This is a genomic window from Ruegeria sp. YTSA064, from assembly GCF_059610325.1.
Window position 1 is genome coordinate 43,126 of the sequence record NZ_JBXWNK010000014.1, and the last position, 26,621, is coordinate 69,746.

The 26,621-nt window shown below is 56.7% G+C and carries 22 protein-coding genes; 6 read left to right on the forward strand and 16 right to left on the reverse strand.

Features of this window, described 5'->3' with window-relative positions:
• Positions 1–43 precede the first annotated feature (43 nt).
• The gene (locus AC2FI7_RS19230; RefSeq protein WP_496816711.1) at positions 44–1,426 is read left to right on the forward strand and encodes a leucyl aminopeptidase family protein; all 1,383 of its coding nucleotides are present in this window, start codon (positions 44–46) and stop codon (positions 1,424–1,426) included.
• Positions 1,423–2,160: a C40 family peptidase gene (locus AC2FI7_RS19235; protein WP_010442918.1), complete on the forward strand. Its 738-nt coding sequence runs from the start codon at positions 1,423–1,425 to the stop codon at positions 2,158–2,160. Before AC2FI7_RS19230 ends, AC2FI7_RS19235 begins: the two co-directional genes overlap by 4 nt.
• On the opposite strand, the gene AC2FI7_RS19240 is transcribed toward AC2FI7_RS19235, so the two are convergent.
• The 10 genes from AC2FI7_RS19240 to AC2FI7_RS19285 form a co-directional block, all read right to left on the reverse strand.
• Positions 2,157–2,507 (reverse strand): DUF2794 domain-containing protein, encoded by a 351-nt coding sequence (locus AC2FI7_RS19240; protein ID WP_010442919.1) that lies wholly within the window; start codon positions 2,505–2,507, stop codon positions 2,157–2,159. The genes AC2FI7_RS19235 and AC2FI7_RS19240 overlap by 4 nt on opposite strands.
• Positions 2,508–2,585: 78 nt before the next feature.
• Positions 2,586–4,250 carry an ABC transporter permease gene (locus AC2FI7_RS19245; protein WP_010442920.1) on the reverse strand — a complete coding sequence of 555 codons (1,665 nt, stop codon included), beginning with the start codon at positions 4,248–4,250 and terminating at the stop codon, positions 2,586–2,588.
• A 105-nt stretch (positions 4,251–4,355) separates the two neighbouring features.
• Entirely contained in the window at positions 4,356–5,573 is a 1,218-nt protein-coding gene (locus tag AC2FI7_RS19250) for a phenylacetate--CoA ligase family protein (RefSeq protein ID WP_010442921.1), read from the reverse strand.
• 19 nt (positions 5,574–5,592) lie between these two features.
• Positions 5,593–6,426 (reverse strand): ABC transporter ATP-binding protein, encoded by an 834-nt coding sequence (locus AC2FI7_RS19255; RefSeq protein ID WP_029622175.1) that lies wholly within the window; start codon positions 6,424–6,426, stop codon positions 5,593–5,595.
• A gap of 88 nt (positions 6,427–6,514) precedes the next feature.
• Positions 6,515–7,798 (reverse strand): ABC transporter substrate-binding protein, encoded by a 1,284-nt coding sequence (locus tag AC2FI7_RS19260; protein ID WP_010442923.1) that lies wholly within the window; start codon positions 7,796–7,798, stop codon positions 6,515–6,517.
• A gap of 76 nt (positions 7,799–7,874) precedes the next feature.
• Complete coding sequence (locus AC2FI7_RS19265) at positions 7,875–8,951, reverse strand: branched-chain amino acid ABC transporter permease (protein ID WP_010442924.1); 1,077 nt, start codon at positions 8,949–8,951, stop codon at positions 7,875–7,877.
• Positions 8,952–8,954: 3 nt separating this feature from the next.
• A complete protein-coding gene (locus AC2FI7_RS19270; RefSeq protein ID WP_010442925.1) occupies positions 8,955–9,212 on the reverse strand; it encodes a hypothetical protein in 258 nt (85 codons plus the stop codon).
• 3 nt (positions 9,213–9,215) lie between these two features.
• On the reverse strand, positions 9,216–10,202 hold the full coding sequence (locus tag AC2FI7_RS19275; RefSeq protein ID WP_010442926.1) for a branched-chain amino acid ABC transporter permease: 987 nt from the start codon (positions 10,200–10,202) through the stop codon (positions 9,216–9,218).
• 29 nt (positions 10,203–10,231) lie between these two features.
• Complete coding sequence (locus tag AC2FI7_RS19280) at positions 10,232–11,050, reverse strand: ABC transporter ATP-binding protein (RefSeq protein WP_010442927.1); 819 nt, start codon at positions 11,048–11,050, stop codon at positions 10,232–10,234.
• A 75-nt stretch (positions 11,051–11,125) separates the two neighbouring features.
• Positions 11,126–13,069: an AMP-binding protein gene (locus AC2FI7_RS19285; protein WP_496816772.1), complete on the reverse strand. Its 1,944-nt coding sequence runs from the start codon at positions 13,067–13,069 to the stop codon at positions 11,126–11,128.
• A gap of 367 nt (positions 13,070–13,436) precedes the next feature.
• On the opposite strand from AC2FI7_RS19285, the gene AC2FI7_RS19290 reads away from it, so the two are divergent.
• A complete protein-coding gene (locus tag AC2FI7_RS19290; protein ID WP_496816715.1) occupies positions 13,437–14,378 on the forward strand; it encodes a sterol desaturase family protein in 942 nt (313 codons plus the stop codon).
• Positions 14,379–14,435: 57 nt separating this feature from the next.
• On the opposite strand, the gene AC2FI7_RS19295 is transcribed toward AC2FI7_RS19290, so the two are convergent.
• The 3 genes from AC2FI7_RS19295 to AC2FI7_RS19305 are packed head-to-tail and all read right to left on the reverse strand — an operon-like array spanning position 14,436 to position 16,911.
• On the reverse strand, positions 14,436–14,834 hold the full coding sequence (locus AC2FI7_RS19295) for a (deoxy)nucleoside triphosphate pyrophosphohydrolase (RefSeq protein WP_010442930.1): 399 nt from the start codon (positions 14,832–14,834) through the stop codon (positions 14,436–14,438).
• Positions 14,831–16,057 (reverse strand): bifunctional glutamate N-acetyltransferase/amino-acid acetyltransferase ArgJ, encoded by a 1,227-nt coding sequence (gene argJ, locus AC2FI7_RS19300; protein ID WP_010442931.1) that lies wholly within the window; start codon positions 16,055–16,057, stop codon positions 14,831–14,833. Before argJ ends, AC2FI7_RS19295 begins: the two co-directional genes overlap by 4 nt.
• 5 nt (positions 16,058–16,062) lie before the next feature.
• Positions 16,063–16,911 (reverse strand): peptidylprolyl isomerase, encoded by an 849-nt coding sequence (locus AC2FI7_RS19305; protein ID WP_010442932.1) that lies wholly within the window; start codon positions 16,909–16,911, stop codon positions 16,063–16,065.
• Between the two features lie 176 nt (positions 16,912–17,087).
• Between AC2FI7_RS19305 and secA the strand changes: the two genes are divergently transcribed.
• The 3 genes from secA to AC2FI7_RS19320 all read left to right on the forward strand — a co-directional run bounded on the left by secA (position 17,088) and on the right by AC2FI7_RS19320 (position 22,408).
• Positions 17,088–19,805 (forward strand): preprotein translocase subunit SecA, encoded by a 2,718-nt coding sequence (gene secA / locus AC2FI7_RS19310; RefSeq protein ID WP_010442934.1) that lies wholly within the window; start codon positions 17,088–17,090, stop codon positions 19,803–19,805.
• A 100-nt stretch (positions 19,806–19,905) separates the two neighbouring features.
• Positions 19,906–20,826: a hypothetical protein gene (locus AC2FI7_RS19315; protein ID WP_010442935.1), complete on the forward strand. Its 921-nt coding sequence runs from the start codon at positions 19,906–19,908 to the stop codon at positions 20,824–20,826.
• A gap of 25 nt (positions 20,827–20,851) precedes the next feature.
• Complete coding sequence (locus AC2FI7_RS19320) at positions 20,852–22,408, forward strand: phosphate ABC transporter substrate-binding/OmpA family protein (RefSeq protein WP_496816719.1); 1,557 nt, start codon at positions 20,852–20,854, stop codon at positions 22,406–22,408.
• Positions 22,409–22,411: 3 nt separating this feature from the next.
• On the opposite strand, the gene radC is transcribed toward AC2FI7_RS19320, so the two are convergent.
• From radC to dnaK, 3 genes are all read right to left on the reverse strand, one after another.
• Positions 22,412–23,167, reverse strand: a complete 756-nt coding sequence (gene radC, locus AC2FI7_RS19325; RefSeq protein ID WP_010442937.1) for a RadC family protein — start codon at positions 23,165–23,167, stop codon at positions 22,412–22,414.
• 159 nt (positions 23,168–23,326) lie between these two features.
• A complete protein-coding gene (dnaJ, locus tag AC2FI7_RS19330; RefSeq protein ID WP_010442938.1) occupies positions 23,327–24,478 on the reverse strand; it encodes a molecular chaperone DnaJ in 1,152 nt (383 codons plus the stop codon).
• 74 nt (positions 24,479–24,552) lie between these two features.
• Positions 24,553–26,460, reverse strand: coding sequence for a molecular chaperone DnaK (gene dnaK / locus AC2FI7_RS19335; protein ID WP_010442939.1), 1,908 nt, complete (start codon positions 26,458–26,460; stop codon positions 24,553–24,555).
• Between the last annotated feature and the right edge of the window lie 161 nt (positions 26,461–26,621).

A 26,621-nucleotide genomic window follows, 5' to 3' on the forward strand; every position in this document is an offset into this window, starting at 1 on the left:
CAGACGGATAGTCTGTGCCAAACTTCAACCAGCCGAGGCCCGTATGACCCTGTCCTTTGCCCCCGCTACTGACCCGTCTTTGCCGCTATATGTTCTGCAGCAATCCGAATTGGCGGGCTGGCTGGAAAATCAACCGGATCACGTGCACTCATGGGTTTCGGCGGATGGTTTTTCTGCCGCACTTGGTCAAACAGTTTTGGTACCCGGCCCAGATGGTAAGCCTGAATTTGCCCTTGCAGGATATGGCAGCGCGGCAAAACGAGCGCGCAAACGGTTTCCCTTGGCCGCAGCGGCGGAATCGTTACCAAAAGGAACCTATCGCATAGCCTCGGGCATCCCGGCGAACGTGCTTGAAGCTGAATGCTTTGGCTGGCTGATGACCGGGTACGCGTTTGATCGCTACGCCGCGCAAATCGCTGCGAATGCCGCGTTGGTTGCACCCGAAGGTGTGGATGCCAAACGGATCGAGATCATGGCAAATGCCGAGGCCTTAATACGGAATTTGGTCAACACTCCCGCTGCGGATATGGGCCCCACGCAATTGCAACAAGCCATTGAGGACCTGGCGCAGGAGTTCGGTGCAGATGTATCAGTCATCAGTGGCGAGGCGCTGTTGGACCAGAACCTTCCAATGATCCACGCGGTCGGACGCGCAGCGGAACAGGCGCCTCGGCTACTGGAGATGAATTGGGGTGACAGCGGCCCGAAACTGACCTTGGTTGGCAAAGGGGTTTGTTTCGATACCGGAGGGCTGAACCTGAAACCAGGTGCCTCGATGGGGTTGATGAAGAAAGATATGGGTGGCGCAGCCAATGTGCTGGGTTTGGCCCGTATGATCATGGCGCTCGGGTTGGAATTACAGCTGAGGGTGTTGATCCCAGCTGTCGAGAACTCAGTTGCGGGCAACGCTTTCCGTCCCGGTGATATTTTAACCGCGCGAAGTGGAATAACCGTAGAAATCAACAACACCGATGCCGAAGGACGGTTGGTTCTAGCCGATGCGCTGGCGCTGGCACATGAGGACGCGCCCAATCTGCTGATATCGATGGCCACGTTAACCGGTGCAGCAAGGGTAGCGTTGGGGCCCGATTTGGCACCGTATTATACCGATGACAATAAGGCAGCCGAAACGCTAGCGCGGGCAGCAGAAACTGTCGCAGATCCGGTCTGGCGCATGCCATTCCATGAGCCCTACGAAGCGATGATTGAGCCTGGCATCGCCGACCTCGACAACGCGCCGTCCGGTGGGTTTGCGGGCTCGATCACCGCAGCGCTTTTCCTGCGCCGGTTTGCTGATGATAGTCGCTACGTACATTTTGACATCTATTCCTGGCAACGTAGAAAGGAACCCGGCCGCAGCAAGGGCGGGTTGGGTCAAGGACCACGTGCCCTGCTGGCGGCCCTTCCGGAGCTTCTTGGCCTATGACCCAAGCGCGTATTATCCGTCCCGTCGTCGATTTGCTACGTCAACCCGATGGCTTGCGCGACCGGCAATTGCTGTTCGGTGACTCTGTGACCATCGAAGAAGAGCTTGATGGCTGGAGCAAGATCAAAGCCAGCAAGGATGGTTATCAGGGATGGCTGCCCACCGATCGGTTGGGCCCGATTGAGCCCCAGACTCACTGGATCATTGCGGGCTCGACCCACGCATACGAGAAGCCTGACATAAAAAGCCGCGACCTAACCTCATTAAGTTTCGGCAGCAGAATTCGCGTTTTGTCGGAGGAAGACAGATTTATGGAGACAGCACTGGGCTTTATTCCAGCGGTCCACGCTGTCCCTGCCTACTCTCAGCTCGCCGATCCTGTTGCCGCTGCCGAACTGTTTCTTGGCACGCCATATCTATGGGGAGGTAATAGCCGGTTCGGACTGGATTGCTCGGGTTTGGTACAGGCTGCCCTGCTGGCCTGCGGCATCCCCTGTCCCGGAGACAGCGGCGATCAGGAACGTGAAGTCGGAGAACTTGTGCCTGCAGGGGAATCTGCGCGACGCGGTGATCTGCTATTCTGGAAGGGCCATGTGGCCTGGGTGGCGGCCGGGAATTTGCTGCTCCACGCCAATGCCTATCACATGGCTGTCGCGCTTGAGCCTATGGATCAGGCGATTGCCCGAATTGCAGCGCAAGGCGATGGGCCAGTCACGGCGCATAAAAGGCTCTAATCAGAGTCAACCGCCCGAATCAATTTGCGTTCCAGAACTCTCAGAACAGAGCGCAGATCGTGCCCACGTTTCAGAATGCGCCCATCCATACCCACCACCGAATACATACCTTGCCGCATTCGCAGGCGTGGGTGCTTTTCCACCCGGTAAATCGGATGTTCGGCAGTCCGCCTGAAAATTGAAAACACGGCTGTCTCGCGTAAATTGGAAATTCCGTAGTCACGCCATTCACCGGCGGCGACCATTCGGCCATAGACAGACAGGATTTGAGACATCTCACGCCGGTCAAACGCGACCGGCATCTGGGCAGAACCGGACCCGAACCGGCTGGGAGGCTGCATGTTCATAAAACAAGCCTTGCCGGAAATCGTCATTGAATCAAGCCCAGTGCAATCGCAACACGAATTTTTAGAACCGACCGTGTGCTACCTGCGTCCAACCTGACGGCAAATCAGGATCACCGGCAACAGCCCCACTGCGAGGATAACCAGTGACGGCACCGCTGCACCTTCCAACCTCTCGTCCGAAGCTAGCCGGTAAGCCTGTACCGCCAATGTGTCGAAGTTAAAGGGCCGCATGATAAGAGTTGCGGGTAATTCTTTCATGACATCGACAAAGACGATCAGCAACGCCGTCAATAGCGAAGGGGTCAGAATCGGTAAATGCACCCGGCGCAATGTGCCCAGCGGTGTCTGCCCCAGCGATCGCGCGGCAGCGTCCATATTCGAGTGCACGGTACTTTGGCCACCTTCATATGCGCTGAGCGCAGCGGCGAGGAAGCGCACCATATAGGCCGCGACCAGCAACCAGATCGAACCTGTAACTAGCAGTCCCGTTGAAACATCAAAGGTTTTACGCATCCAGGCATCCAGCGCATTGTCTAGCCCGGCAAAGGGAACGATCAGCCCGACAGCGATCACTCCACCGGGCACCGCATAACCCAGCCGCGCCAGATAAGCCGCCGTGGCAGAACCACGCCCGGGTCTGAGGCGCTGATAGAACCCGACCGAGATGGCGGCGCAAACAGTGATTACCGCTGCAGTTCCGGCCAGCGTTAGCGAATTTTGAATGAACCCAACATATCTGCGTGATAGAAGGTTTTGTTCGGATTCAAGACCCATCTGCACGAGGATCACAACAGGTAGAAGAAATCCGAACAGAACTGGAATTGCGCAAAGCAGAAAAGCGGCAAACGCCTTTGCGCCCTTCAGCTCTGCAGCAGGTTGGGCAGCATGCTGTTTGCCGGTTTGGTAGTATTTAGCCTTACCACGCTGTGTCCGTTCGGCTATTGCCATCACAAGTGCAAACCCCAGAAGGCACAAGGCAAGCTGAGCTGCAGCGGCACGGTCGGCCATGGAAAACCAGCTTGTGTAGATCCCGGTGGCAAATGTCTGGACACCGAAATAGGCGACGGTTCCAAAATCGGCGATGGTCTCCATCACAGCCAACAGCACTCCCCCCGCAATGGCGGGACGTGCCATAGGTAGAGAAACACGCCAGAAAGCGGGCCAGGGTCCGTTCCCCAAGGCGCGGGCAGCCAAAAAGGCGGTGGCACTTTGTTGCAAAAACGCGGCCCGTGCCAGCAGATAGACATAAGGATAGAGCACAAGGATCAACATCACCGCCGCGCCCTCGGTCGAACGAATTTCGGGGAACCAATAGTCGCGCGGCCCCCAGCCCGTCACATCGCGCAGTGTGGATTGCACGATGCCGGGGTGGTCAAGGATAAAGGTATAGGCATAGGCCAGAACGTAGGCCGGAAAGGCCAACGGCAGCACCAATGCAATTTCGAGAAATCTCACCCCCGGGAAACGGGTCATGGTCACCAGCCAGGCCGCCCCGACCCCGATTGAAAATGTCCCCGCTGCAACCAGCGCGACAAGGATGATCGTTGTCAGAGCGTAACTGGGTAGTACAGTCTCTAACAAGTGGGAAACGGTGTCCGTTCCGCCGGTCACCGCTGCCAGAACCACGGCCACCATCGGCAACAGACAAGCTGCTGCTACAATACAGGCGATAGCTCCCACGAAACGCGTGCCCAAGGCGCCGCGATTGCGTGTTCCGTATTCTGAATATTCGATTTCGGCCATGATGCCTGACTGAGAATCCCGAAGGTTCCGTCTTTAATCGACCAAATTGCTAAGAAACACCAGTGTGACGGGAAACAAATCTGCGGCACATACTGCCGCAGACCCTTATTCGTAGACGCGCTGGTCCTCGATCACCAACCCATCCTTGGGCAATGAACCGGGGGCCACGACCTCAATCGCGCCTTTGAGTTTCAGCACCTCGGCAACCGATTTGGCATAGGCACCGTCATTCTCGCATGGGCTTTCAATCTGTACGGTCATTGTGTCCATCTCGCCCTGACGGGCTGCGATAACGCGGGCTTTGACGATCTCGTCATGCTTATCCACCAGTGCGGCCACCTGTTCGGGACGCACAAACATACCCTTGATTTTGGTGGTCTGATCAGCGCGCCCCATCCAGCCTTTGATGCGCATATTGGTGCGCCCACACGGAGAGGCTCCGGGCATGATAGCCGACAGATCGCCTGTGGCGAACCGGATCAGAGGATAGTCGGGGTTGAGAGTGGTTACGACAACTTCACCAACCTCACCGGGGGCAACGGGTGTGCCAGTGCCCGGCGTGACAATCTCGACGATGACGTGTTCGTCGATAATCATCCCTTCCATGGCCGGGCTTTCATAGGCGATATTGCCCAGATCCGCTGTAGCATAACATTGCAGGCAAGCTATGCCCCGATCCGCGTACTCTTGACGCAAGGAAGGAAATAACGCACCCCCGCCCACGACCGCCTTCGAAAACTGCAGAGCAACACCCATCGCGTCAGCCTTTTCGAGGATGATCTTGAGATAATCCGGGGTTCCGGCATAGGCAGTGCAACCCACATCGCGCGCAGCGGTTACCTGCAGTTCAGTCTGCCCAGTACCGGCTGGCAGAACCGACGCGCCCACAGCCTGGGCACCGCTTTCGAAAATCATACCTGCAGGGGTCAGGTGGTATCCGAAACAATTCTGCACGATATCGCCCGGGCCCACGCCTGCGGCATTCAGAAAGCGGCCCATGCGCCACCAGTCGTGATCGGTGCTGCCCGGTTCATAAATTGGGCCCGGTGACTGGAACACATGCTGGAAGTTCCGCGCAGGTTTCACTGTAAACCCACCAAATGGTGGCCGCCCAGCCTGTGCCTTGGTCAGGTCAGATTTCCGCAGCACCGGCAATTGCGCCAGCGCCTGCATATCAGTCACTGCGTCTGACTGCACATCAGAAAGGATATCCTTGTATCCGGGTGCTGCCTGCGCGCGGTTGATCTGTTCAGGCAAGGCGCGCGCATGATCCGCTGCGCGTTCATCTGCTGATCGGGTTTCAAGCTTATCGAAATAGGTCATCGAAATATCCTCTGCCCGCTTACAGCCATCTCTTGCGACGGCGGTATGAGCGCACATCGCGAAAGCTCTTTCGGCCCTCGTCTGACATGCCGAGATAGAATTCCTTAACGTCAGGATTCTCGCGCAATTCGGCAGCTGGGCCGTCCATCACAACGCGACCTGATTCCAGAATATAGCCGTAATGGGCAAACCTTAGAGCCACATTTGTGTTCTGTTCGGCCAACAGAAAGGACACGCCTTCCTTCTCGTTCAGGTCTTTTACAATGCCGAAAATCTCTTCGACCAACTGCGGGGCCAAACCCATCGAGGGTTCATCCAACAGGATCGTCTCGGGGCGTGACATCAGCGCCCGACCCATCGCCACCATTTGCTGTTCGCCGCCCGAAGTATATCCGGCCTGCGACCGGCGGCGTTCCTTCAATCGTGGGAAGTAATTGTAAACCAGTTCCAGATCCTGCTGGATGGCAGCCGAGCCGTCTTTGCGTGTATAGGCGCCGGTCAGCAGGTTTTCTTCGACAGTCAGATGTTCAAAACAGTGGCGGCCTTCCATTACCTGGATCACGCCCTTTTCAACCAGAACAGCCGGATCGCTTTCATGCACGCTGGTCCCGCGATATTTGATCGAGCCTTTGGTAACCTCGCCCCGTTCGGAATGCAGAAGGTTCGACACCGCCTTAAGTGTCGTGGTCTTACCCGCCCCGTTTCCGCCCAATAGGGCAGTAATACCGCCTTTCGGCACAGTCAGGCTAACGCCTTTCAGCACGAGGATCACATGATTATAGATCACCTCGATATTGTTGACCTCAAGCAATGTTTCGGCTTGTACATCAGTGGTTTGTGCAGCATCCAGCATCAGCGCATATCCTCATGCCTGCCCCGTGGGACCGTTTAATCGGGGCGGCAGCTTACCGCCGCCCCTAAGTTTATGGTCGAAGCAGGCCTTAGTTGCAGCGTGTTTCGACGTTGTTTTCGGCTGCATATGCGCTCGAGTCTTCTTCAACCAGCGCACCGATCACCTCACCATCGGTTGGCTTGAAGTCCGAGATCAGGTTCCATGTTTGTGTACCTGCATCCCACTGAGAGACGCCGATCAAGCCAGGGCCGCCATGGTTATCGCACGATACCTGGAAGGTCGGACCAAAGTTCGGCATACCCAGAGAGGCCATGCGCTCTTCGGTGATGTTCAGCTGCTCCATCGCGTCCCGAACCATACCCGGTGTAACATCGCCGGTTCCATTTGCTTCCTGCGCGTCCTTGATCGCTTCGGCGGCGAGCATCGCTGAGTAGAGGCCACGGTTGTACAGAACGGTACCAACCTGATCGCCTGCGCCTGCGGCCTTTCCGGCATCCACGACATGCGTCTTGATGTCGTCAAATACAGGGAAGTCATCACCAACGGCATGGAAGGTTACGGCCTTGTAACCGTTCGCCTTGTCGCCAGCAGGCAGTACGTCATGCTGCGCGCCCGACCACCAAACGCCGATGAAGTTTTCCATCGGGAAGCGGATATTGGCAGCCTCCTGAATGGCGACCTGGTTCATTACGCCCCAGCCCCACATCAGGACAAAGTCTGGCTTTTCACGACGGATCTGCAGCCACTGGGATTTTTGCTCTTGCCCTGGATGGTCGACCGGCAACAACGACAGCTCAAAGCCGTGCTTTTTCGACAGCTCTTCCAACGTTCTGATCGGTTCCTTGCCATAGGCTGAGTTGTGATAGACCAGGGCGATTTTCTTGCCGTTCAGATCGCCTCCATTTTCGTCTAGCAGATAGTTGATCGCGCCCGAGGCACCGTCCCAGTAGTTCGCGGGATAGTTGAAGACGTGGCTGAACACCTTGCCGTTGCGGGCCGAAGTCCGGCCATAACCCATTGTATGCAAAGGGATGTCATCCGCCGTTACTTTGGGGATCAACTGATATGTAATACCGGTCGACAAAGGCTGATAAATCAGCGCCCCTTCGCCTTTGGTTGATTCATAGCACTCCACACCTTTTTCGGTGTTATAGCCGGTCTCACATTCGATCACGTTGACAGGAACACCGCCAATACCCCCGTCTCGTTCGTTGAGCAGGGTGAAATAGTCAGCATAGCCATCAGCAAACGGAATACCGCCTGCAGCGTATGGGCCCGTACGATAGCTGAGCGATGGGATCACGAGATCTGCGAGCGCAGGTCCTGCTGCCATCAGCGCGCCCAGCGCCAGGGTAGCCATTTTCTTTTTCATCGGGTGTCTCCTCCCTTAGTTGATCCGATGTTGGGTTTCGGGCTTCAGCCGCCCGTCTTTTCATTGGGCCTGCCCACTAGTGCGGGAACGGCCAGAGTCTGAGTTTCTCTTTCGCGACGCGCCAAAGCTGCGCCAGCCCGTGGGGTTCAAGAACAAGGAATATGATGATGAGAGCGCCCACAATCACGAGGTTCAGGTGCGCAACGATATCGGTGGGCCAACCCAGCAGATCGACACCCAGCAGCTTTAGGACAACTGGCAGCAAAACCAGAAATGCCGCACCCGCGAAGGACCCAAATATAGACCCTAATCCGCCGATAATTACCATGAACAGCACCAGGAATGATTTCTGAATACCGAACACTTCACCCACTTCGACCGCGCCCAGATAGACAGCAAAGAACAGTGCGCCTGCAATGCCTACGAAAAACGAGCTGACGGCAAAGGCGGTAAGCTTTGCCTTGAGCGGGTTCACTCCGATGATCTCGGCTGCGATATCCATGTCGCGGATCGCCATCCATGTCCGACCCGTAGTGCCGCGCGTCAGGTTACGCGCGATGATCGCACTGAAGGTCAAAAAGATCAGGCAAAACAGATAGGTCGCCCAGGCAGGCGCGTTCGGACCGGTGATGATGATGCCAAACACATCCCGTTCGGGCGAGTTGATCTGGCCAGAGGCCGAGTAGTTGTAGAACCACGGAACCCGGTTGAAAAGCCATACAAGGAAGAACTGTGCAGCTAGCGTGGCCACCGCAAGGTAGAACCCTTTGATCCGCAAAGAGGGCAGACCAAACAGCACACCCACCAGCGCTGTGATACCGCCAGCCAACAGAACATGGATGAACATGCTGACATCCGGAAACGCCGTCATCAGCTTGTAGCAAGCATAGGCCCCCACAGCCATGAAACCACCTGTTCCCAGCGAGACCTGCCCGCAATACCCCACCAAAATGTTCAGCCCTATCGCTGCGATGGCGTAGATTAGGAAGGGCAGCAGCAGTGCGTTGGCCCAATAGTCGTTGATAATGAACGGAATGACTCCGAACGCCACTGCCAGCACTACGTAGTACCGGTACCGGTCAAACTTGATCGGGAAAGTCTGGCTGTCCGCTATGTAGGAGGTTTTGAAGTCTCCGGCCTCACGATAGAACATATCTTACTTTCCCCATTCTTCCTGCGCCCGATTGCGGGCTGCGGCGTCCAGTTGATTGGAGCCCTTGGCGTATCCGGTCGCCTCAGAGGCGCGCACCAGTTTCATGTAGGCGAGAACACCCATAACAAGTCCGGCAAAAGCCAGAAGCACAGCGATCACAAGCTGGCCTTCACTTAGATCACTGGACGTCAGAGCGATGTAGCCAAAGGCCCAGAACCCGGCCCATGCAATCACGTTGACGATGGCGATCAGCTTGGTCATCCCCTACACTCTCTCAATGATCTTCTCGCCGAACAGGCCCTGTGGCCGGAACACCAGAAAGATCAGCGCCAGTACATAGGCAAACCAGTTCTCGGTCGCACCACCGACCAACGGGCCGATGGCAAACTCGAACAGTTTTTCGCCAACACCGATAATCAACCCACCGACGATTGCTCCGGGGATCGACGTGAACCCGCCCAGCATCAGCACCGGCAGCGCCTTGAGTGCGATGAGTGACAGTGAGAACTGAACGCCCGATTTGGTGCCCCACATGATCCCTGCGACCAGGGCCACGAACCCGGCCACCGACCAGACCATCACCCAGATGAAATTCAGCGAAATCCCGACCGACAGCGCGGCCTGATGATCATCCGCCACGGCGCGCATTGCCCGGCCCTGTTTGGTGTATTGGCTGAACGCGACCAAGGCCGCCACCAGCAGCGCCGCGATGATCGTCGCCACGATGTCCAGATTGTCGATGAAGAAGCCATAGTCGAAGATGTTAAAGGTGGTTTCATCAATCCACAGGTTGATGCCCTGCGGCAGACCCACATCCAGCGTCTTGATTTCAGACCCCCACATCAAGTCCGCCACGCCTTCAAGGAAATAGGCCAGGCCGATGGTCGCCATGAACAGGATGATCGGTTCCTGCCCAACCAGATGGCGCATCACGAACCGCTGCACGGCCCAGGCCAGCAGCACCATCACCGCCATGGTCAGAATGATCGCCAGCAGCGCGGGGACGTTCCAACCAAAGTAATGAACATGCGTGCCAAAGATGGCGTTGATCAGATGCGCAAAAGGTACCTGCCCATTCATGATTCCGACTAGCGTCATCGCCGCGAACAAGGCCATAACCCCCTGCGCGTAATTGAAAATCCCCGACGCCTTGTAGATCAGAACAAAGCCTAGCGCGACCAGCGCATACAGCACCCCGGCCATCAGACCGTTAAGGATGACCTCCATCGCAAATACGAGTTGTTCAGGCATGCCAGCCCCTCCCCAATTCTGCCCGAGCGTCAGTCGTGACTGACCCCCAGATAGGCGTCGATGACTTCCTGATTGTTGCGCACCTCATCCGGCGTGCCGTCACCGATCTTCTTGCCGTAATCCATCACGACCACCCGGTCGCTCAGGTCCATCACCACGCCCATGTCATGCTCGATCAGGGCGATGGTGGTGCCGAACTCGTCATTCACGTCGAGGATAAAGCGGCTCATGTCCTCTTTCTCTTCGACATTCATCCCGGCCATCGGTTCATCCAGCAGCAGCAGCTTAGGTTCCGCCGCCAGCGCACGTGCCAGTTCAACGCGTTTCTTCAACCCGTAAGGCAAGCGCGAGACAGGCGTCTTGCGGATGTGCTGAATTTCGAGGAAATCGATGATCTTCTCGACCGCTTCTCGGTTCTCGGTCTCTTCCGCCTCGGCCTTACCCTTCCATAAGGCCTGCTGCAGGATGTTGGTCTTCATAAAGCCAAGACGTCCGGTCATCACGTTGTCGAGAACGCTCATGCCCTCGAAAAGGGCAATGTTTTGAAACGTCCGCGCAATGCCTTGTTGCGCCACCTCGAAGGGCCGCATCGGCGGGCGCTTGGACCCGTGGAACCAGACCTCGCCCTCTTGCGGGACATAGAAGCCCGAGATCACATTCAGCATCGAGGACTTACCCGCCCCGTTCGGTCCAATGATCGCGCGAATTTCGCCTTCGCGAATGTCGAACGAGATATCCTTGATCGCCACCACACCGCCAAAGCGCAGGGTGATGTTCTTCATCTCCATCACCACACCGCCGATCTTGCGGCCGTCTTCGGCGACATATCCTTCGGAGTTATCCAGCATCAGAACCTCCCTGACACAAAAACGGGACGGCGGGCGGGGCGATGACCGCAGGTCGAGCGGCGCACGTCAGCCCCCTCATTCCGCCGCCACCTTGTGCTGCACGACCGGCACAACCGGTGCATCGACAATCTCCAACGTCGCAGAAATCGAACCCTTGCGACCATCTTCATAGGTCACCTCGGTGGTGGTCGACACTTGGCCAGACCCGTCATAAAGCGCAGCGATGATGTCGTGGAATTTCTCCTCGACAAAGCCACGGCGCACCTTGCGCGTTCGGGTCATTTCTCCATCGTCGGCATCCAGTTCCTTGTGCAGAACCACAAAGCGATGCACCTGACAGCCCGACAGCATTTCGTCCGCCGCAACCGACTTATTCACCGCTTCCACATGGCCGCGAATCGTCTCTAACACACGGGGATGGCCTGCCAATTCCTGATAGGACGCATATGCCACGTTGTTGCGTTCGGCCCAGTTTCCAACCGCGGTCAGATCGATATTGATGAAGGCGACACAACGATCCTTGCCATTGCCAAACAGCACGACTTCGAGAATGTCAGGATAGAACTTCAGCTTGTTCTCAACATATTTCGGCGCGAACATCGATCCGTCGGCCATTTTGCCAACATCCTTGGCGCGATCGATGATCCGCAAATGGCCCGAGCTTTCTTCGATGAACCCGGCATCACCGGTCGCAACCCAGCCCTCGGCATCTTTGGTTGAAGCCGTGGAGTCCGGATTGTTGTAATACTCAACAAACACACCGGGCGAACGATAGTGGATTTCGCCACTGTCATCGATCTTCAGCTCGACATCCGGCGCGGGCACACCAACCGTATCAGCGCGCACCTCACCATCCGGCTGCACGGTGATAAATACGGTCGCTTCAGTCTGGCCATAGAGCTGCTTCAAGTTGATGCCCAAAGAACGATAGAAATCAAAGATTTCTGGCCCAATTGCCTCACCCGCTGTATAGCCCACCCGAAAGCGGCCATAACCCAACGTATCCTTGAGCGGGCCATAAACCAGTAGGTTGCCCAGCGCGTAATTCAATCTGTCGCCCAAGCCTACCGGCTTGCCGTCCAACAGCAACCCGCCAACCTTTTTAGCATGGGCCATGAAATGATGGAACATGCGCTGCTTCAGCTTGCCTGCATCCTCCATCCGGATCATCACATTGGTCAGCTGAGTTTCGAATACGCGCGGCGGTGCAAAGAAATAGGTCGGCCCGATCTCGCGAAGGTCGGTCATCATCGTGTCGGCGCTTTCTGGGCAGTTCACACAGAAGCCGCACCAATAGGCCTGACCGATGGAGAAGATGAAATCGCCCACCCAGGCCATCGGCAGATAAGAGAGGATGTCCTCATTCCGGGTCAGATGATCGAAGTCCGCCGAGTTCTTGGCGCTTTCGATGACATTCCGGTTCGATAGCACCACTCCCTTGGGCTTGCCCGTCGTTCCGCTGGTGTAGAGCATCACGCAGGTGTCGTCATAGGTGATCTCGGCGATGCGCTTGTCGAGTTCCGCATCAAACCGCGCGTGGCCAGCACTGCCCTCGGCCATTATGTCTTCAAGCGCGTTCATCTGGCTGTGGTCGTATTTCCGCATCCCGCGTTTATCGGTATACAGAATGTGCTTGATTTGATGCACTTTTTCCTGAATTTCGATGACCTTATCAACCTGCTCCTGATCACCGCAGACGACATATTTTGCGCCGCAATGCTCCATCACATAGGTCATCTCTTCGGCAACCGCGTCTTGGTAGAGCGGCACGGGGATCGCGCCCACCATCTGTGCCGCGACCATCGACCAATAATGCGCGGGGCGATTACGGCCTATGACAGCAACATGATCGCCTTTTTCGACGCCAATCTCCAGAAAGCCCAATGCAATGGCGCGGATTTCTTTAGCGGTTTCGGCCCAGGACCAGCATTGCCAGATCCCGAATTCCTTTTCTCGGTAAGCCGGGGCATCCCCGAACTGGGTCACATTGCGGTGTAACAGCGCCGGAAGGGACTGCATCCCACCAGCGCCCGACTGCGTCTGAGCCAATCTTTCTCTCCTCCCCATCCGACCCCTCCTCGGGCCGGAAACGACAAGCCGGGAACACGCCCCGGGCGCCGATGCCCCGATAAGGGACGCGGAAAAGATCAGCGTCAAGTTTTGCCTGATGTTTTCTCAATTCTTACGAATTGTAACAAGGCACCGTGTCGGCATGTCGAGATCCGGGACCGACCAAATCTGCTCAGGCCAAGCCCTTTGGTGTATCGAATTTAGATAAAGCACTCCGAACAGCTGAAGAAGGGGAGGGCTGCGCCACATTTCCGCCGGTATTAAGTGAGATTACATCTATGCAGTTATGCAGTGAATTTGGTACAGGCACCGCGGAATGGACTTTTCAGAACTTGCTCAGATAACCATATCCAAAATTTCGGGCTTTGCGGATAACGCAAACCTGCGGCATTTTTGGGTGTATGTCCTGTGTGGTATGAGCATCGCAATCGTCGCCCATCGATTGGGAGGAGATGACCGCAGATTTCATTCGGTTTTCTTCAAGAAAGAAGTCTGGGGCTCCCGCTCGGCCTTCATTGATTATGTAATCCTTCTTCTCAATCCGATCATCTTTGTGTTTGCCCTCGATTGGATCGTCAACACACTCTGGAAACTGACCCCTGTCGTCGCAGATGGTATCCGGTCTTTGGGTGCAGACCTTCAAAGCGAGGGTGGCTCGGTTTGGGTCGCCGTCGCGCTGACCGTCACGCTGTATGTCGTAAATGATTTTATGCGCTGGTGGATGCACTATCTACAGCACAAGGTTCCGTTTCTTTGGGAATTCCACAAGATACATCACTCGGCAGAGCATCTGAACTTTGCAACCGCCGAGCGGCACCATCCATTCGATGCGGTATTTTTCGGTTTCGGAGCAGTAGGTGCGGCCGCTATCGTGAATGGTGTCTTCATAGGTCTGTTTGGTGATCATCTGACCGCCTATCAGATCGGTGGCGCAAATGTCATTTTCTTCGGGTCCAACCTCATCGGTGGTGTTTTGCGCCACAGTCCCATCTGGGTCAGCTATGGCCCGCGTATTGAGAAATGGCTGATATCACCCGCCATGCACCAGATCCATCATTCGAGCGACCCCAAACATTGGGACAAAAACATGGGCGGTGGATTGGCGGTTTGGGACCGGATGGGCGGTACGCTCTATGTCCCCAAAGGCCGGGAAGATTTACAGTTTGGCATCGGACCGGAAACTGAAGACTATCGGACCCTATACGGCGTGTATGTCGAGCCACTGATGAAAGCAGCTCGGATTTTTCAACGCAGTTGAACAAACTTGAGAGGTGAGCCCCTGTAGCCCTCTGGAAAAATGGCTCTCACCCTGTGCCTACAGCCAATCCCGCAAAATCGGGATCAACGGAACATCCGCCGCAGGCATCGAGTAATTTCTCAGATCATTCGCGCGTACCCACTTTAGCGCCTGCCTTTCCTTCGATTGCGGGATGCCTTCCCATTTGCGACAGGCAAACAGCGGCATCAGCAGGTGGAAATCGTCATAGCTGTGGCTGGCGAAAGTCAGGGGCGCGAGGCACGACGCCCAGGTGTCGATGCCCAGCTCCTCGTGCAATTCGCGGATCAGCGCAGCCTCAGGCGTTTCGCCGGGTTCGATTTTGCCCCCTGGGAATTCCCAAAGACCGGCCATAGATTTGCCTTCGGGGCGTTGGGCCAGCAGGACGCGGCCCTCGATGTCGATCAGAGCCACCGCAGACACTAAGATTGTTTTCATGAACGGTAATCCGCGTTGATCTCGATATAGCCGTGGGTCAGGTCGCAAGTCCAAACGGTGGATTTACCTTCACCCAATCCCAGATCGACTGCGATCACGAGGTCTTGGCCTTTCATGTAAGCAGCGGCGTCTTCCTCGCGGTAATCGGGACTAACCCAGCCTTTTTCGGCGACAAGGATGTCGCCGAAAGAAATGCTCAGAAGGTCGCGGTCAGCAGCAGCGCCGGATTTACCGATGGCCATGACGATACGACCCCAGTTCGGGTCTTCGCCTGCAATGGCGGTTTTGACCAGAGGCGAGTTGGCAATGGCCAGCCCATGGATTTTGGCGTCAGCGTCCGTTGCAGCTCCGGTCACACGAATTTCTACGAATTTTGTGGCCCCCTCCCCGTCGCGCACCACTTGCTGCGCAAGGTCCAGCATCACAGTTTCAAGTGCCTGCGCAAACGCGTCATTCCCCGTGGCATCAACGCCCGAGGCTCCGGTCGCACACAGAAGCATGCTGTCAGAGGTCGAGGTATCGCTGTCGACGGTTATGCAGTTGAAGGTCCGGTCTGTCTGTGCGCCCAACATCGCTTGCAGAGCGGATTGTTCGACATGGGCGTCGGTGAAGATATAGACCAGCATCGTCGCCATATCAGGCGCGATCATGCCGGAGCCCTTCGCAATCCCCGCGATAGAGACTGTTTTGTCATCGATCTCAACCTGCGCGGATGCCCCTTTTGGGAAGGTATCCGTGGTCATGATCGCCCGCGCCGCGTCTTCGATGGCGTGCCGATTGAGGCCGGATTTCAAGACCTCAAGCTGGGCGACGATGCGGTCATGGGGTAGCGGCTCGCCGATGACTCCGGTGGAAGAGGTGAAGACCCGCTCCACCGCAACGCCGGTGGCTTTGGCGACGGCTTGCGTCACCTCGGCCACCGAGGTTTGTCCATAATGACCGGTAAAGGCGTTGGCATTGCCCGAATTCACCAGGATTGCCGCAGGCCCATCATACGGCCCGCCGATCTTGTCCTGACAGTCCAGAACTGGCGCCGCGCGCGTGGCTGAACGGGTGAAAACCCCAGCCACCGATGTGCCCGGATCCAGCACCGCCATCATTACGTCAGTGCGGCCCTGATAGCGGACGCCCGCCTCAACCGTGGCAAAACGTACGCCGTCGATGGCAGGCAATTCAGGAAAGGCCTCTGGGGCCAATGGTGATACCTTGGTGATCGTCGCCACGCGCGTTACTCCTGCAGCAGCTCGATCTGGCGCATGACCTCGGGTCCAACCCCTTCCAGCGCTGGACGTTCGATCGTTGCCTGCTGGGTCAACTCGTCGACCTTGGCTTGGATCGCGTCCTGCCGGATGGTTTGGGCCAGTTCATCACGCACGACGGCCAGTTCCGGGGCCTGCGTTTTGCGTTTGTCATTCAGAGCAACCAAATGCCATCCGAATTGCGTCTGGACGGGTTCCGAAACACTGCCTTTTTCCAAAGCTACAACCGCGTTTTCGAACTCGGGCACCATCTGACCTTTACCGAACCATCCCAGCGAACCGCCATTGGGTCCCGAGGGGCCGGTGGACTTCTCTTTCGCCAATTCGGCGAAATCCGCGCCCTCGTCCAACTGGGCCTTGATGGCTTTGGCTTCGTCTTCACTTTCAACCAGAATATGGCTGGCGTTGAATTCGTCCTCACCCTCAAATTCGGCAAACTGCGCATCATAGGCGGCCTGGATTGCTTCATCCGTAACCTCGGCAGCGGTGATCGCCTCAACAGTCTGTACCGCACGCAGGGACCGCGTTTCGTTTTCCAGACGCAATGCGTTCAGAGGGTTCAGAGCATCCTGTTGCTGACCCAACAGGTGTTGCTGGACCAGTTGTTCAAGGATGAAGTCATAAAGAACGTCGTCTTCCAACTGCTGATACTGCGCGGGCAGAGCAGACGCGGTGGCGATGACGTGACCCAATGTGATCTCATCACCATTCACGCGCGCCACGACGGTCGAGGCATCGGGCTTGGTTTCGGCGGCCAACGGCAGGGCCATCACGGCAGCAAGCGCCAGCGATGGCAGAAAAGTGAGGCCTTTGGGCATGGAATCATCCTATTTCTTTGCCGCGACAGGGCGCAGCGTTGACACTTTAGAACCTGCCGCTTACATCGCTTTGAAGCCTTGGACAGGGCCGCCTTTCACCCCCCGTATCTATGGGTTGCGCGCAAGGTGGGCAAGCCTGTCGCAACCACGATAAGAACAGATCCGCTGGAGTGAACATGCTGGGACTCGGAACGCTCGCCAAAAAGGTGTTCGGAACACCGAACGACCGCAAGATCAAGGCGACCCGCCCCCTGATCGAAAAGATCAACGCGATGGAGCCCGAGTTCGAGAAACTGACCGACGAAGGCCTGATCGATAAGACCGCTGAGCTGCGCAAACGGGCGCTGGACGGTGAAAATCTGGATGACCTGCTGCCTGAGGCCTTTGCCAATGTCCGCGAAGGGGCCAAGCGCGCGCTGGGTCTTCGCGCCTTTGACGTGCAGTTGATGGGGGGTATCTTCCTGCATCAGGGCAATATCTCGGAAATGAAGACGGGTGAGGGAAAGACTCTGGTCGCCACACTCCCCGCCTATTTGAACGCCCTGACCGGCAAGGGCGTGCATGTGGTTACAGTGAACGAATACCTGGCCAAGCGCGACTCGGAATGGATGGGCAAGGTGTTCGCGTCCGTGGGCATGACCACAGGCGTGATCTGGACAGGTCAGCCCGATGCCGAGAAAATGGCCGCGTATAACTGCGACATCACGTATGCCACTAACAACGAGCTCGGCTTCGACTATCTGCGCGACAATATGAAGGCAGATCTGGAGCAGGTTTATCAGAAACACCACAATTTCGCGATTGTGGACGAAGTGGATTCGATCCTGATCGACGAGGCTCGGACCCCGCTGATCATCTCGGGGCCTGCGCAGGACCGGTCGGATCTGTATACTGCCATCGATGCGGTGATCCCGACATTGCAGGACGATCATTATTCTCTGGATGAAAAAAGCCGCAACGTGACCTTCACCGATGAAGGCAACGAGTTTCTCGAGCAGCAACTGCTTTCGGCGGGTCTGCTGCCCGAAGGGCATTCGCTGTACGACCCTGAAAGCACCACTGTGGTGCATCACGTCAATCAGGGCCTGCGCGCGCATAAACTGTTCCAACGCGACAAGGACTATATCGTCCGGGATGGGAATGTCGTGCTGATCGACGAATTCACCGGTCGGATGATGCCGGGTCGTCGCCTGTCTGAAGGCCTGCATCAAGCCATCGAAGCCAAGGAAGGCGTGCAGATTCAGCCCGAGAACGTGACGCTGGCCAGCGTGACCTTCCAGAACTATTTCCGCCTTTACGACAAGCTGTCGGGCATGACCGGCACCGCGCTAACCGAGGCCGAGGAATTTCAGGAAATCTATGGTCTGGGCGTGGTCGAGGTTCCGACTAACAAGCCGATTGCGCGTGAGGACAAGGACGATCAAGTTTATCGCACCACGGGTGAGAAATACGGCGCCATCATCGAACAGGTCAAAAAGGCCGGTGAAAAAGGTCAACCGGTCCTGGTCGGCACCACGTCGATCGAAAAGTCCGAAGTGATCAGCCAGATGCTGGATAAAGAGGGAATCGAACACAACGTTCTGAACGCCCGCCAGCATGAACAGGAAGCCCAGATTGTGGCCGATGCTGGCCGTCTGGGCGCGGTGACCATCGCCACCAACATGGCGGGCCGCGGCACCGATATTCAGCTGGGCGGCAATGTCGAGATGAAGGTGCTTCAGGCGCTGGCCGAAAACCCCGAGGCTGACCCGGCCGAGTTGCGTGCGGCAGAAGAAGCCAAGCACGCGGAAGAAAAGGAAAAGGTGCTAGAGGCTGGCGGTCTTTACGTGATGGCGTCCGAACGCCATGAAAGCCGCCGGATCGACAACCAGCTGCGCGGACGATCGGGACGTCAGGGTGACCCGGGCCGCACGGTGTTTTACCTCAGCCTCGAAGATGACCTGATGCGCATCTTCGGTTCGGAACGTCTGGACAAGGTCCTGACCACGCTGGGCATGAAAGAGGGCGAGGCGATCATTCACCCTTGGGTGAACAAATCGCTTGAACGGGCGCAGTCCAAGGTCGAAGGTCGCAACTTCGACATGCGCAAGAACGTTCTGAAGTTTGACGACGTGATGAATGACCAGCGTAAGGTGGTGTTCAGCCAGCGACGCGAGATCATGTCAGCGGACGATCTGTCAGATGTGGTTTCGGATATGCGCGAGCAGGTTATCGACGATATGATCGACGAATACATGCCGCCGAAAACCTATGCCGATCAATGGGATACCGAAGGGCTGCATGAGGCCGTCAAGGACAAACTTACCATTGATGCACCGGTTCAGGACTGGGCCGCCGAAGAGGGAGTGGATGACGAACAGATCCGCGAACGCCTGATCAAGGCAGCCGATGAAATGATGGCACAGAAAGCCGTCGCCTTCGGCCCCGAGAATATGCGTAACATCGAAAAGCAGGTCCTGCTGCAAACCATCGACGGCAAATGGCGCGAACATCTTCTGACGCTGGAACATTTGCGCTCGGTAGTGGCTTTCCGAGGCTATGCCCAGCGTGACCCGCTGAACGAATACAAGAACGAAAGCTTCCAGTTGTTCGAAGGGATGCTTGATTCGTTGCGTGAAACCGTGACCCAGCAATTGTCGCGCGTTCGCCCGCTCAGCGAAGAGGAACAGAAGGAAATGCTGGCACAGATGGCCGCGCAGCAGGCCCAGGCCCAGCAGGCAGTGGATAAGGCGGCGGGACAGGCCGAAGCAGTGGCAGAGGCGCAAGCTTCGGGCGATGCCCGCCCAGGCTTTGTCGAAGATGACCCTACAACCTGGGGAAATCCGTCGCGCAATGATCCCTGCCCCTGTGGTTCAGGCAAAAAGTTCAAACATTGCCACGGTAGATTGACCTAACGTCATCCACTTTCAAACACAATGTGTCCGCCTCAAGGCCACATATTGGCCTTGATTCAGAGGCAAGTTACGAGTCGCTCCTTCAACTGGGGAGGGTGTCTTGTTTGTAATAAAGAACTATGTGACCACGGGCGGAACTGTTGCCTGCGCCCTGGCCATCGGATATCTGATGCAAAGCGGATCAGCGCAGCAACCCAGCGCTGAACCAAGCGGCGCGCGTGTCGCGTCGATCTCTGAGCAGGGCGCGGACCTTGCCGGGTTGCAAAGCGTGGTTCTGACTTCTTCCTCCCCCACCGAAGCGCACAATGAGATTCAACCAAAATCCTCGCTTCCAGCTCCCGAACAAAGCCGTTTGCCATCCAACTGTGATCTAAGCGCGCGCGCTTTGGCTGTACCCGGTGCGAATGCACGGTTACAAGTCAAGGCCCCGTGCCATGCAAATGCAACCATCGAAGTTCATCACAACGGGCTGGTATTCAGCACCGAAACCGATGCGCTTGGTGGCTTGAACCTGACTGTTCCGGCGCTGTCCGAATACGCCATATTCCTGATCTCTCTGCCCGACGGCAAAGGTACAGTTGCAACAACGCATGTGCCAGAGATCAACGACTTCAACCGGATCGCCCTACAATGGCAGGGTAAGACAGAGCTGCAGTTGCACGCATTGGAATTCGGCGCAGGCTACGGAGAAAAAGGCCACGTATGGACTGGCTCTGAGGCCGGCGGTGAAGGTTCGGTGATCCATCTTGGACAGGGCGGCTCTGACATTGCACGCAATATTGAAGTCTATTCCTTCCCAATACAATCCGCGACCGAGACGGGTTCGATCACCCTATCAGTCGAAACTGAGGTCACCGAGGCCAATTGCGGCAAACCTCTGAACGTGCAATCGCTGGAATGGCGCGCGGATCAACGCCTGAGATCCCGCGATCTGACATTGGATATGCCGGGTTGCGAAACGGCTGGTGATTTTCTGGTGTTGAATAATCTGTTCACAGACCTGACAATCGCTGCCAAATAGGCAGCAGGCAATTCAACGGTCCAAAATGAAAATCCTTCGTGCGGCATTTGTCGCGCTTTTGTCCTTGTCCTTGGCACAGGGAGCCTCCGCGCAAGACATCACTCTGACCTCATACGACGGCAAGGTCGAAGTCGTCGGCACATTGCTTGGGTATGATGGTGAGTTTTACCGCGTCGATACGCAGTTTGGCGAACTGACGATCGATGGCTCGGGTGTAACATGTGATGGACCAGCCTGCCCCAATCTGACCGATTTTGTCGCTGAAGTGCGATTTTCAGGTTCATCCGTAATGGCAGAAACTTTGATGCCGGCACTCGTGCAGGGTTTTGCCGTACAAGAAGGTCTGTCGGTATCTGTTTCCGAGACTGCCGTAACCCAACGTGAGTATACATTGCATCATCCTGACCGCTTTGCACCTTTGGCCAGGTTTACCTTCTCCGTGACCGGCACCTCTCAGGGGTTTGCCGATCTTGCAAAGGGCGCGGCGGATATCGTTCTTGCCCAACGCGAGATTCGGCCGGACGAGACTAAGTTGAACCGCGACGCTGGATTGGGTGATCTGACTCAGGCACGCCGGTCGAGGGTCTTGGCACTGGATGCGATTGTTCCGATTGTATCTGACGACAATCCCATACGTCAGATATCCCCCGCAGACTTAGCCAAAATCTTCACGGGACAAAATACAAACTGGTCCGATCTTGGCGGTCCCGATGCGCCCATTTCGCTATACCTGCCGAAAGCCGGATCTGGCCTGACACAGGCCATAGAGGATCTGTTGCTGGCACCGGTCGATGCGCCGATCTCAGCAGACGTTACATTCCATGCTCGCAACAGCGATCTTGTTCGCGCGATCTCAGGCGATCCTTTCGCAATTGGTATCGCCAGCCTTGCTGAGACGGGCGAAGCGCGAGCGCTGCCACTGACCGGTGGCTGCGGTCATACCCTCTCGGCGACGAGGCAATCAGTAAAGACCGAGGACTACCCGCTCACCGCACCGATGTTTATCTACCTGCCGCAAAGAAGATTGCCGCGGCTCGCCCGGCAATTTCTGGCCTACACCCAAAGTGGCGTTGCACAAATGGTGATCCGGCAAGTCGGATTTGTAGATCAATCACCCGAGAACATCGGTATGGCGTTACAAGGCGAGCGGCTGGTCAATGCCGTCAGCACCGGCGGAACCGAAGTTGGACTGGAAGAACTACAGCGCATGATCGAAACCCTCCGCCCTCTGTCCCGGTTATCTTTGTCCTTTCGCTTCGAGCCCGGCTCGTCGCGACCCGATGCGCAATCCCGCTCTAATATCCTGCACCTGGCGCAGGTGTTGGAAAGCGGTAGGCTGGATGCGCGACAGGTGACTTTTGTAGGGTTTAGCGATGGCGACGGGGCTGCCACATCCAACACGCGCATTGCTCTGCAACGGGCCAAAACCGTTCGTAACGCGGTGCTGGCGGCCATCGAAACTAGTATTCCTGCGAGTCTCGAGATCGCGGTTGAGGGCTTTGGCGAAGCGATGCCTATGGCCTGCGATGACACCGAATGGGGCCGCAAGGTGAACCGTCGGGTCGAAGTCTGGATTCGATAGCGGTCAAAAATATCCTTGTGCGCGAAAGCTCAATTCTGTCGATTTGCCGATAATCAAATGATCGTGCAAGGTCAGCCCCAGCGCCGTGCAAGCATCCTGAATCCGGTTGGTCATGTCGATGTCAGATTGTGAAGGCGTCGGGTCACCTGAGGGATGGTTGTGCACCAATATCAACGCTGACGCATTCAGCTCCAGCGCGCGTTTCGCCACCTCACGCGGATAAACCGGTACGTGATCCACTGTGCCCTTCGCCTGCTCTTCATCTGCGATCAGAACATTCTTCCGGTCCAGATAAAACACCCGAAACTGCTCGGTTTCGCGATGGGCCATCGTCGTGTGGCAATAATCCAGCAGCGCATCCCAGCCCGAAATCACATGCCGCTGAATCACCCGCGCTCGCGCCATCCGATGAGCGCAAGCCTCAAGAATTTTCAGATCGGTAATCACCGTGTCCCCAACGCCTTTGATCTGGCGTAACCGTTCCTCGGATGCTGTCAAAACACGGTTAAAATCACCAAACGCATCCATCAGTGCACGCGCCAGCGGTTTCACGTCCTGACGCGGGATGGATCGGAACAAAGCCAGCTCCAGCAGTTCATAATCCGGCATCGCTGCTGATCCGCCAGACATGAACCTTTCGCGCAGCCGCTTGCGATGGTCTTTGATGTAGGAGGGTAACCGACCAACGGGCAGCGGCTGCGCCGGTGCTTCATCCGTATCGAACAGCATGGGGGCTTCGGCAAAGGCGTCTTGGGTCATAACCCCACTCTGACGCAGAATCGGTTTCCGAAAAGTTAACGCGCCTTATCCCTGCCCGTCGGATCGACAACACACGGGTCCCCCGCTTCATCTGGCCATAAATATCTCGGGGGAGTCGCCCAAAGGGCGATGGGGGCAGAGCCCCCCTGCTTAACCGGTTTAACCCTTCATGCCATCCCAGAAGGACTTCACAGAAGAGAAAAAGCTTTTCGATTCCGGGTGATTGTCTTCACCCAAATCGTCAAACTCACGCAGCAGCTCTTTCTGGCGGCTGGTCAGATTGACCGGAGTTTCCACGGCCAGTTCGATGAACATGTCGCCGATACCACCACCACGCAACGCGGGCATGCCTTTGCCGCGCAAACGCATCTGACGCCCGGATTGGCTGCCTGCCGGAATCTGAACGCGGCCGCGACCACCATCAATTGTAGGAACTTCGATCGAGCCACCCAGCGCCGCTTTACCCATACTGACCGGAACGCGACAATATAGGTTCACGCTGTCACGCTCGAACAGTTTATGATCCGAAACCTCGACAAAGATATAGAGGTCGCCCGGAGGACCACCGCGCATGCCAGCCTCGCCTTCACCGGCCAGACGGATGCGGGTACCGGTTTCAACGCCCGCTGGAATGTTCACCGATAGCGCGCGATCTTTTTCAACACGACCAGCACCGCCACACGATTTACAGGGATTCTTGATGATCTGACCCAAACCGGAACAGGTCGGACAAGTGCGTTCAACGGTGAAGAAGCCCTGTTGCGCGCGCACCTTGCCCATACCGGAACAGGTTGGACAGGTGGTGGGTTCAACCCCACCCTCAGCCCCAGTACCCTCACATGAAGAGCAGGCCACGGCGGTCGGTACATTAATAGTTTTCTGCAGACCCGCATAAGCCTCTTCCAGCGAAACCCGAAGGTTATAGCGCAGGTCCGATCCGCGGGCTGCACGACGTCCACCGCCGCCGCCACGTTGGCCGCCCATGAAGTCGCCGAACAAGTCGTCGAAAACGTCTGAGAACGCGCTGGAGAAATCGCCCTGGCCGCCAAAACCGCCACCGGGACGACCTCCGCCACCCATACCGTTTTCAAACGCAGCGTGGCCAAAGCGGTCATAGGCCGCCTTTTTGTCGCCATCGCGCAGCACATCATAGGCTTCGTTGGCCTCTTTGAACTGCGCTTCGGCATCAGGATTGTCCTTGTTGCGATCGGGATGCAGTTCTTTGGCTTTCTTGCGAAAACCTTTCTTGATCTCATCCGCCGAAGCGCCCTTGGACACGCCGAGCACTTCGTAATAGTCGCGTTTGGACATCAGTTCTTCCTTCTGCCTCAACGTAATCGGGCCGGCCCGGCAACCGGACCGGCCCGAATTGGCCCGGTTACCCGTTAGTTACGCTTGTCGTCGTCCAGATCTTCGAACTCGGCGTCGACAATATCGTCGTCTCCGGGTGCCTCATCGGCTGCCGCCGGCGCATCTTCACCCTCTTCGGCTTGCGCCTTGTAGATGGCTTCGCCCAGCTTCATGGCGGCTTCGGTGACGTTCTGGATGCCGGATTTGATCTTGTCGGCATTCTCGGTTTCCAGCTCGTCCTTCAGCGCGGCAATCGCCAGCTCGATGGCTTCGATGGTGGTCGGGTCAACCTTGTCGGCATGCTCTTCCATCGACTTTTCGGTCGAGTGGATGAGGCTTTCCGCCTGGTTCTTGGCGTCGACCAGCTCGCGGCGTTCCTTGTCTGCTTCCGCGTTCTCTTCTGCGTCCTTGACCATCTTTTCGATGTCCTCGTCGGATAGACCGCCCGAGGCTTGGATGGTGATCTTCTGCTCTTTGCCGGTGCCTTTGTCTTTGGCCGAAACCGAGACAATGCCGTTGGCGTCGATGTCAAAAGTCACCTCGATCTGAGGCATACCGCGCGGTGCGGGCGGGATATCTTCGAGGTTGAACTGACCCAGGATCTTGTTGTCCGCAGCCATTTCACGCTCACCCTGGAACACGCGGATGGTTACGGCGTTCTGGTTGTCCTCGGCGGTCGAGAAGACCTGAGACTTTTTGGTCGGGATCGTGGTGTTGCGGTCGATCAGGCGGGTGAACACGCCACCCAGGGTTTCGATGCCCAGCGACAGCGGGGTCACGTCCAGCAGTACCACGTCCTTCACGTCACCCTGCAGAACACCGGCCTGAATGGCGGCGCCCATTGCGACAACTTCGTCCGGGTTCACGCCCTTGTGGGGCTCTTTGCCGAAGAATTTGGTGACCTCTTCGATCACTTTCGGCATCCGGGTCATACCACCGACCAGAACAACCTCGTCCACATCAGCAGCCGACAGGCCCGCGTCCTTCAGGGCTGCCTGGCACGGCTTCATCGACTTCTTAATCAGGTCCGCAACCAGCGATTCCAGCTTGGCACGGGTCAATTTCATTACCATGTGCAGCGGCTGACCGTTCGAACCCATCGAGATGAACGGCTGGTTGATTTCGGTCTGCGAGGTCGAGCTGAGTTCGATCTTGGCTTTCTCAGCGGCTTCTTTCAGACGCTGCAGGGCCATCTTGTCAGCAGACAGATCGACGCCGTGTTCTTTTTTGAACTCATCCGCCAGGTAGTTGACGATGCGCATGTCAAAGTCTTCACCACCAAGGAAGGTGTCACCGTTGGTCGATTTGACCTCGAACAGGCCATCGTCGATTTCCAGAATGGTCACGTCGAAGGTACCACCACCAAGGTCATAAACCGCGATGGTTTGGGTTTCTTCTTTGTCCAGACCATAGGCCAGCGCAGCCGCTGTCGGTTCGTTGATGATCCGCAGCACTTCCAAACCGGCGATTTTACCGGCGTCTTTGGTGGCCTGACGCTGGGCGTCGTTGAAATATGCCGGAACGGTGATAACCGCCTGCGTGACTTCCTCACCCAGATAGCTCTCGGCGGTTTCCTTCATCTTACCCAGAGTGAAGGCCGATATCTGGCTTGGGGAGTACTTTTCACCGCGGGCTTCAACCCACGCGTCGCCATTGCCGCCATCAACGATGGCGTACGGCACCATTTTCTTGTCTTTTTCGACTTCTGCATCATCCACGCGACGACCGATCAGACGCTTGACGCCAAAGATGGTGTTGTCGGGGTTGGTGACCGCCTGGCGTTTTGCAGGCTGACCGACCAGACGCTCATCTTCGGTGAAGGCGACGATCGAGGGCGTGGTCCGCGCCCCTTCGGCGTTTTCGATGACCTTCGGCTGCGAGCCATCCATGATGGCCACGCACGAGTTGGTGGTTCCGAGGTCAATCCCGATTACTTTTCCCATAATTTTGATCCCTTTCAATTTAAGGCGATGTCCCGAGGCCTGAACCCGTTACGGCATCCCGGCCCCGATCTGATGTGCGCGACAGCACTACACCATCGCGCGTCGAGGCGTATATAAGGGCGCAAACTGGGGCCTGCAAGCGGTCAGAAACGCAGGTTTTC

What these genes read in the sequence shown, in the direction of transcription:
- AC2FI7_RS19295 (WP_010442930.1), bottom strand. Translation starts at nt 14,834, where the DNA reads ATGAAAACAATCTTAGTGTCTGCGGTGGCTCTGATCGACATCGAGGGC.
- AC2FI7_RS19275 (WP_010442926.1), bottom strand. Translation starts at nt 10,202, where the DNA reads ATGCCTGAACAACTCGTATTTGCGATGGAGGTCATCCTTAACGGTCTG.
- AC2FI7_RS19260 (WP_010442923.1), bottom strand. Translation starts at nt 7,798, where the DNA reads ATGAAAAAGAAAATGGCTACCCTGGCGCTGGGCGCGCTGATGGCAGCA.
- AC2FI7_RS19250 (WP_010442921.1), bottom strand. Translation starts at nt 5,573, where the DNA reads ATGACCTATTTCGATAAGCTTGAAACCCGATCAGCAGATGAACGCGCA.
- secA (WP_010442934.1), top strand. Translation starts at nt 17,088, where the DNA reads ATGCTGGGACTCGGAACGCTCGCCAAAAAGGTGTTCGGAACACCGAAC.
- AC2FI7_RS19245 (WP_010442920.1), bottom strand. Translation starts at nt 4,250, where the DNA reads ATGGCCGAAATCGAATATTCAGAATACGGAACACGCAATCGCGGCGCC.
- AC2FI7_RS19305 (WP_010442932.1), bottom strand. Translation starts at nt 16,911, where the DNA reads ATGCCCAAAGGCCTCACTTTTCTGCCATCGCTGGCGCTTGCTGCCGTG.
- AC2FI7_RS19265 (WP_010442924.1), bottom strand. Translation starts at nt 8,951, where the DNA reads ATGTTCTATCGTGAGGCCGGAGACTTCAAAACCTCCTACATAGCGGAC.
- AC2FI7_RS19320 (WP_496816719.1), top strand. Translation starts at nt 20,852, where the DNA reads ATGAAAATCCTTCGTGCGGCATTTGTCGCGCTTTTGTCCTTGTCCTTG.
- dnaK (WP_010442939.1), bottom strand. Translation starts at nt 26,460, where the DNA reads ATGGGAAAAGTAATCGGGATTGACCTCGGAACCACCAACTCGTGCGTG.
- dnaJ (WP_010442938.1), bottom strand. Translation starts at nt 24,478, where the DNA reads ATGTCCAAACGCGACTATTACGAAGTGCTCGGCGTGTCCAAGGGCGCT.
- AC2FI7_RS19280 (WP_010442927.1), bottom strand. Translation starts at nt 11,050, where the DNA reads ATGCTGGATAACTCCGAAGGATATGTCGCCGAAGACGGCCGCAAGATC.
- AC2FI7_RS19255 (WP_029622175.1), bottom strand. Translation starts at nt 6,426, where the DNA reads ATGCTGGATGCTGCACAAACCACTGATGTACAAGCCGAAACATTGCTT.
- radC (WP_010442937.1), bottom strand. Translation starts at nt 23,167, where the DNA reads ATGACCCAAGACGCCTTTGCCGAAGCCCCCATGCTGTTCGATACGGAT.
- AC2FI7_RS19270 (WP_010442925.1), bottom strand. Translation starts at nt 9,212, where the DNA reads ATGACCAAGCTGATCGCCATCGTCAACGTGATTGCATGGGCCGGGTTC.
- AC2FI7_RS19240 (WP_010442919.1), bottom strand. Translation starts at nt 2,507, where the DNA reads ATGAACATGCAGCCTCCCAGCCGGTTCGGGTCCGGTTCTGCCCAGATG.
- AC2FI7_RS19290 (WP_496816715.1), top strand. Translation starts at nt 13,437, where the DNA reads ATGGACTTTTCAGAACTTGCTCAGATAACCATATCCAAAATTTCGGGC.
- AC2FI7_RS19235 (WP_010442918.1), top strand. Translation starts at nt 1,423, where the DNA reads ATGACCCAAGCGCGTATTATCCGTCCCGTCGTCGATTTGCTACGTCAA.
- AC2FI7_RS19230 (WP_496816711.1), top strand. Translation starts at nt 44, where the DNA reads ATGACCCTGTCCTTTGCCCCCGCTACTGACCCGTCTTTGCCGCTATAT.
- AC2FI7_RS19285 (WP_496816772.1), bottom strand. Translation starts at nt 13,069, where the DNA reads ATGCAGTCCCTTCCGGCGCTGTTACACCGCAATGTGACCCAGTTCGGG.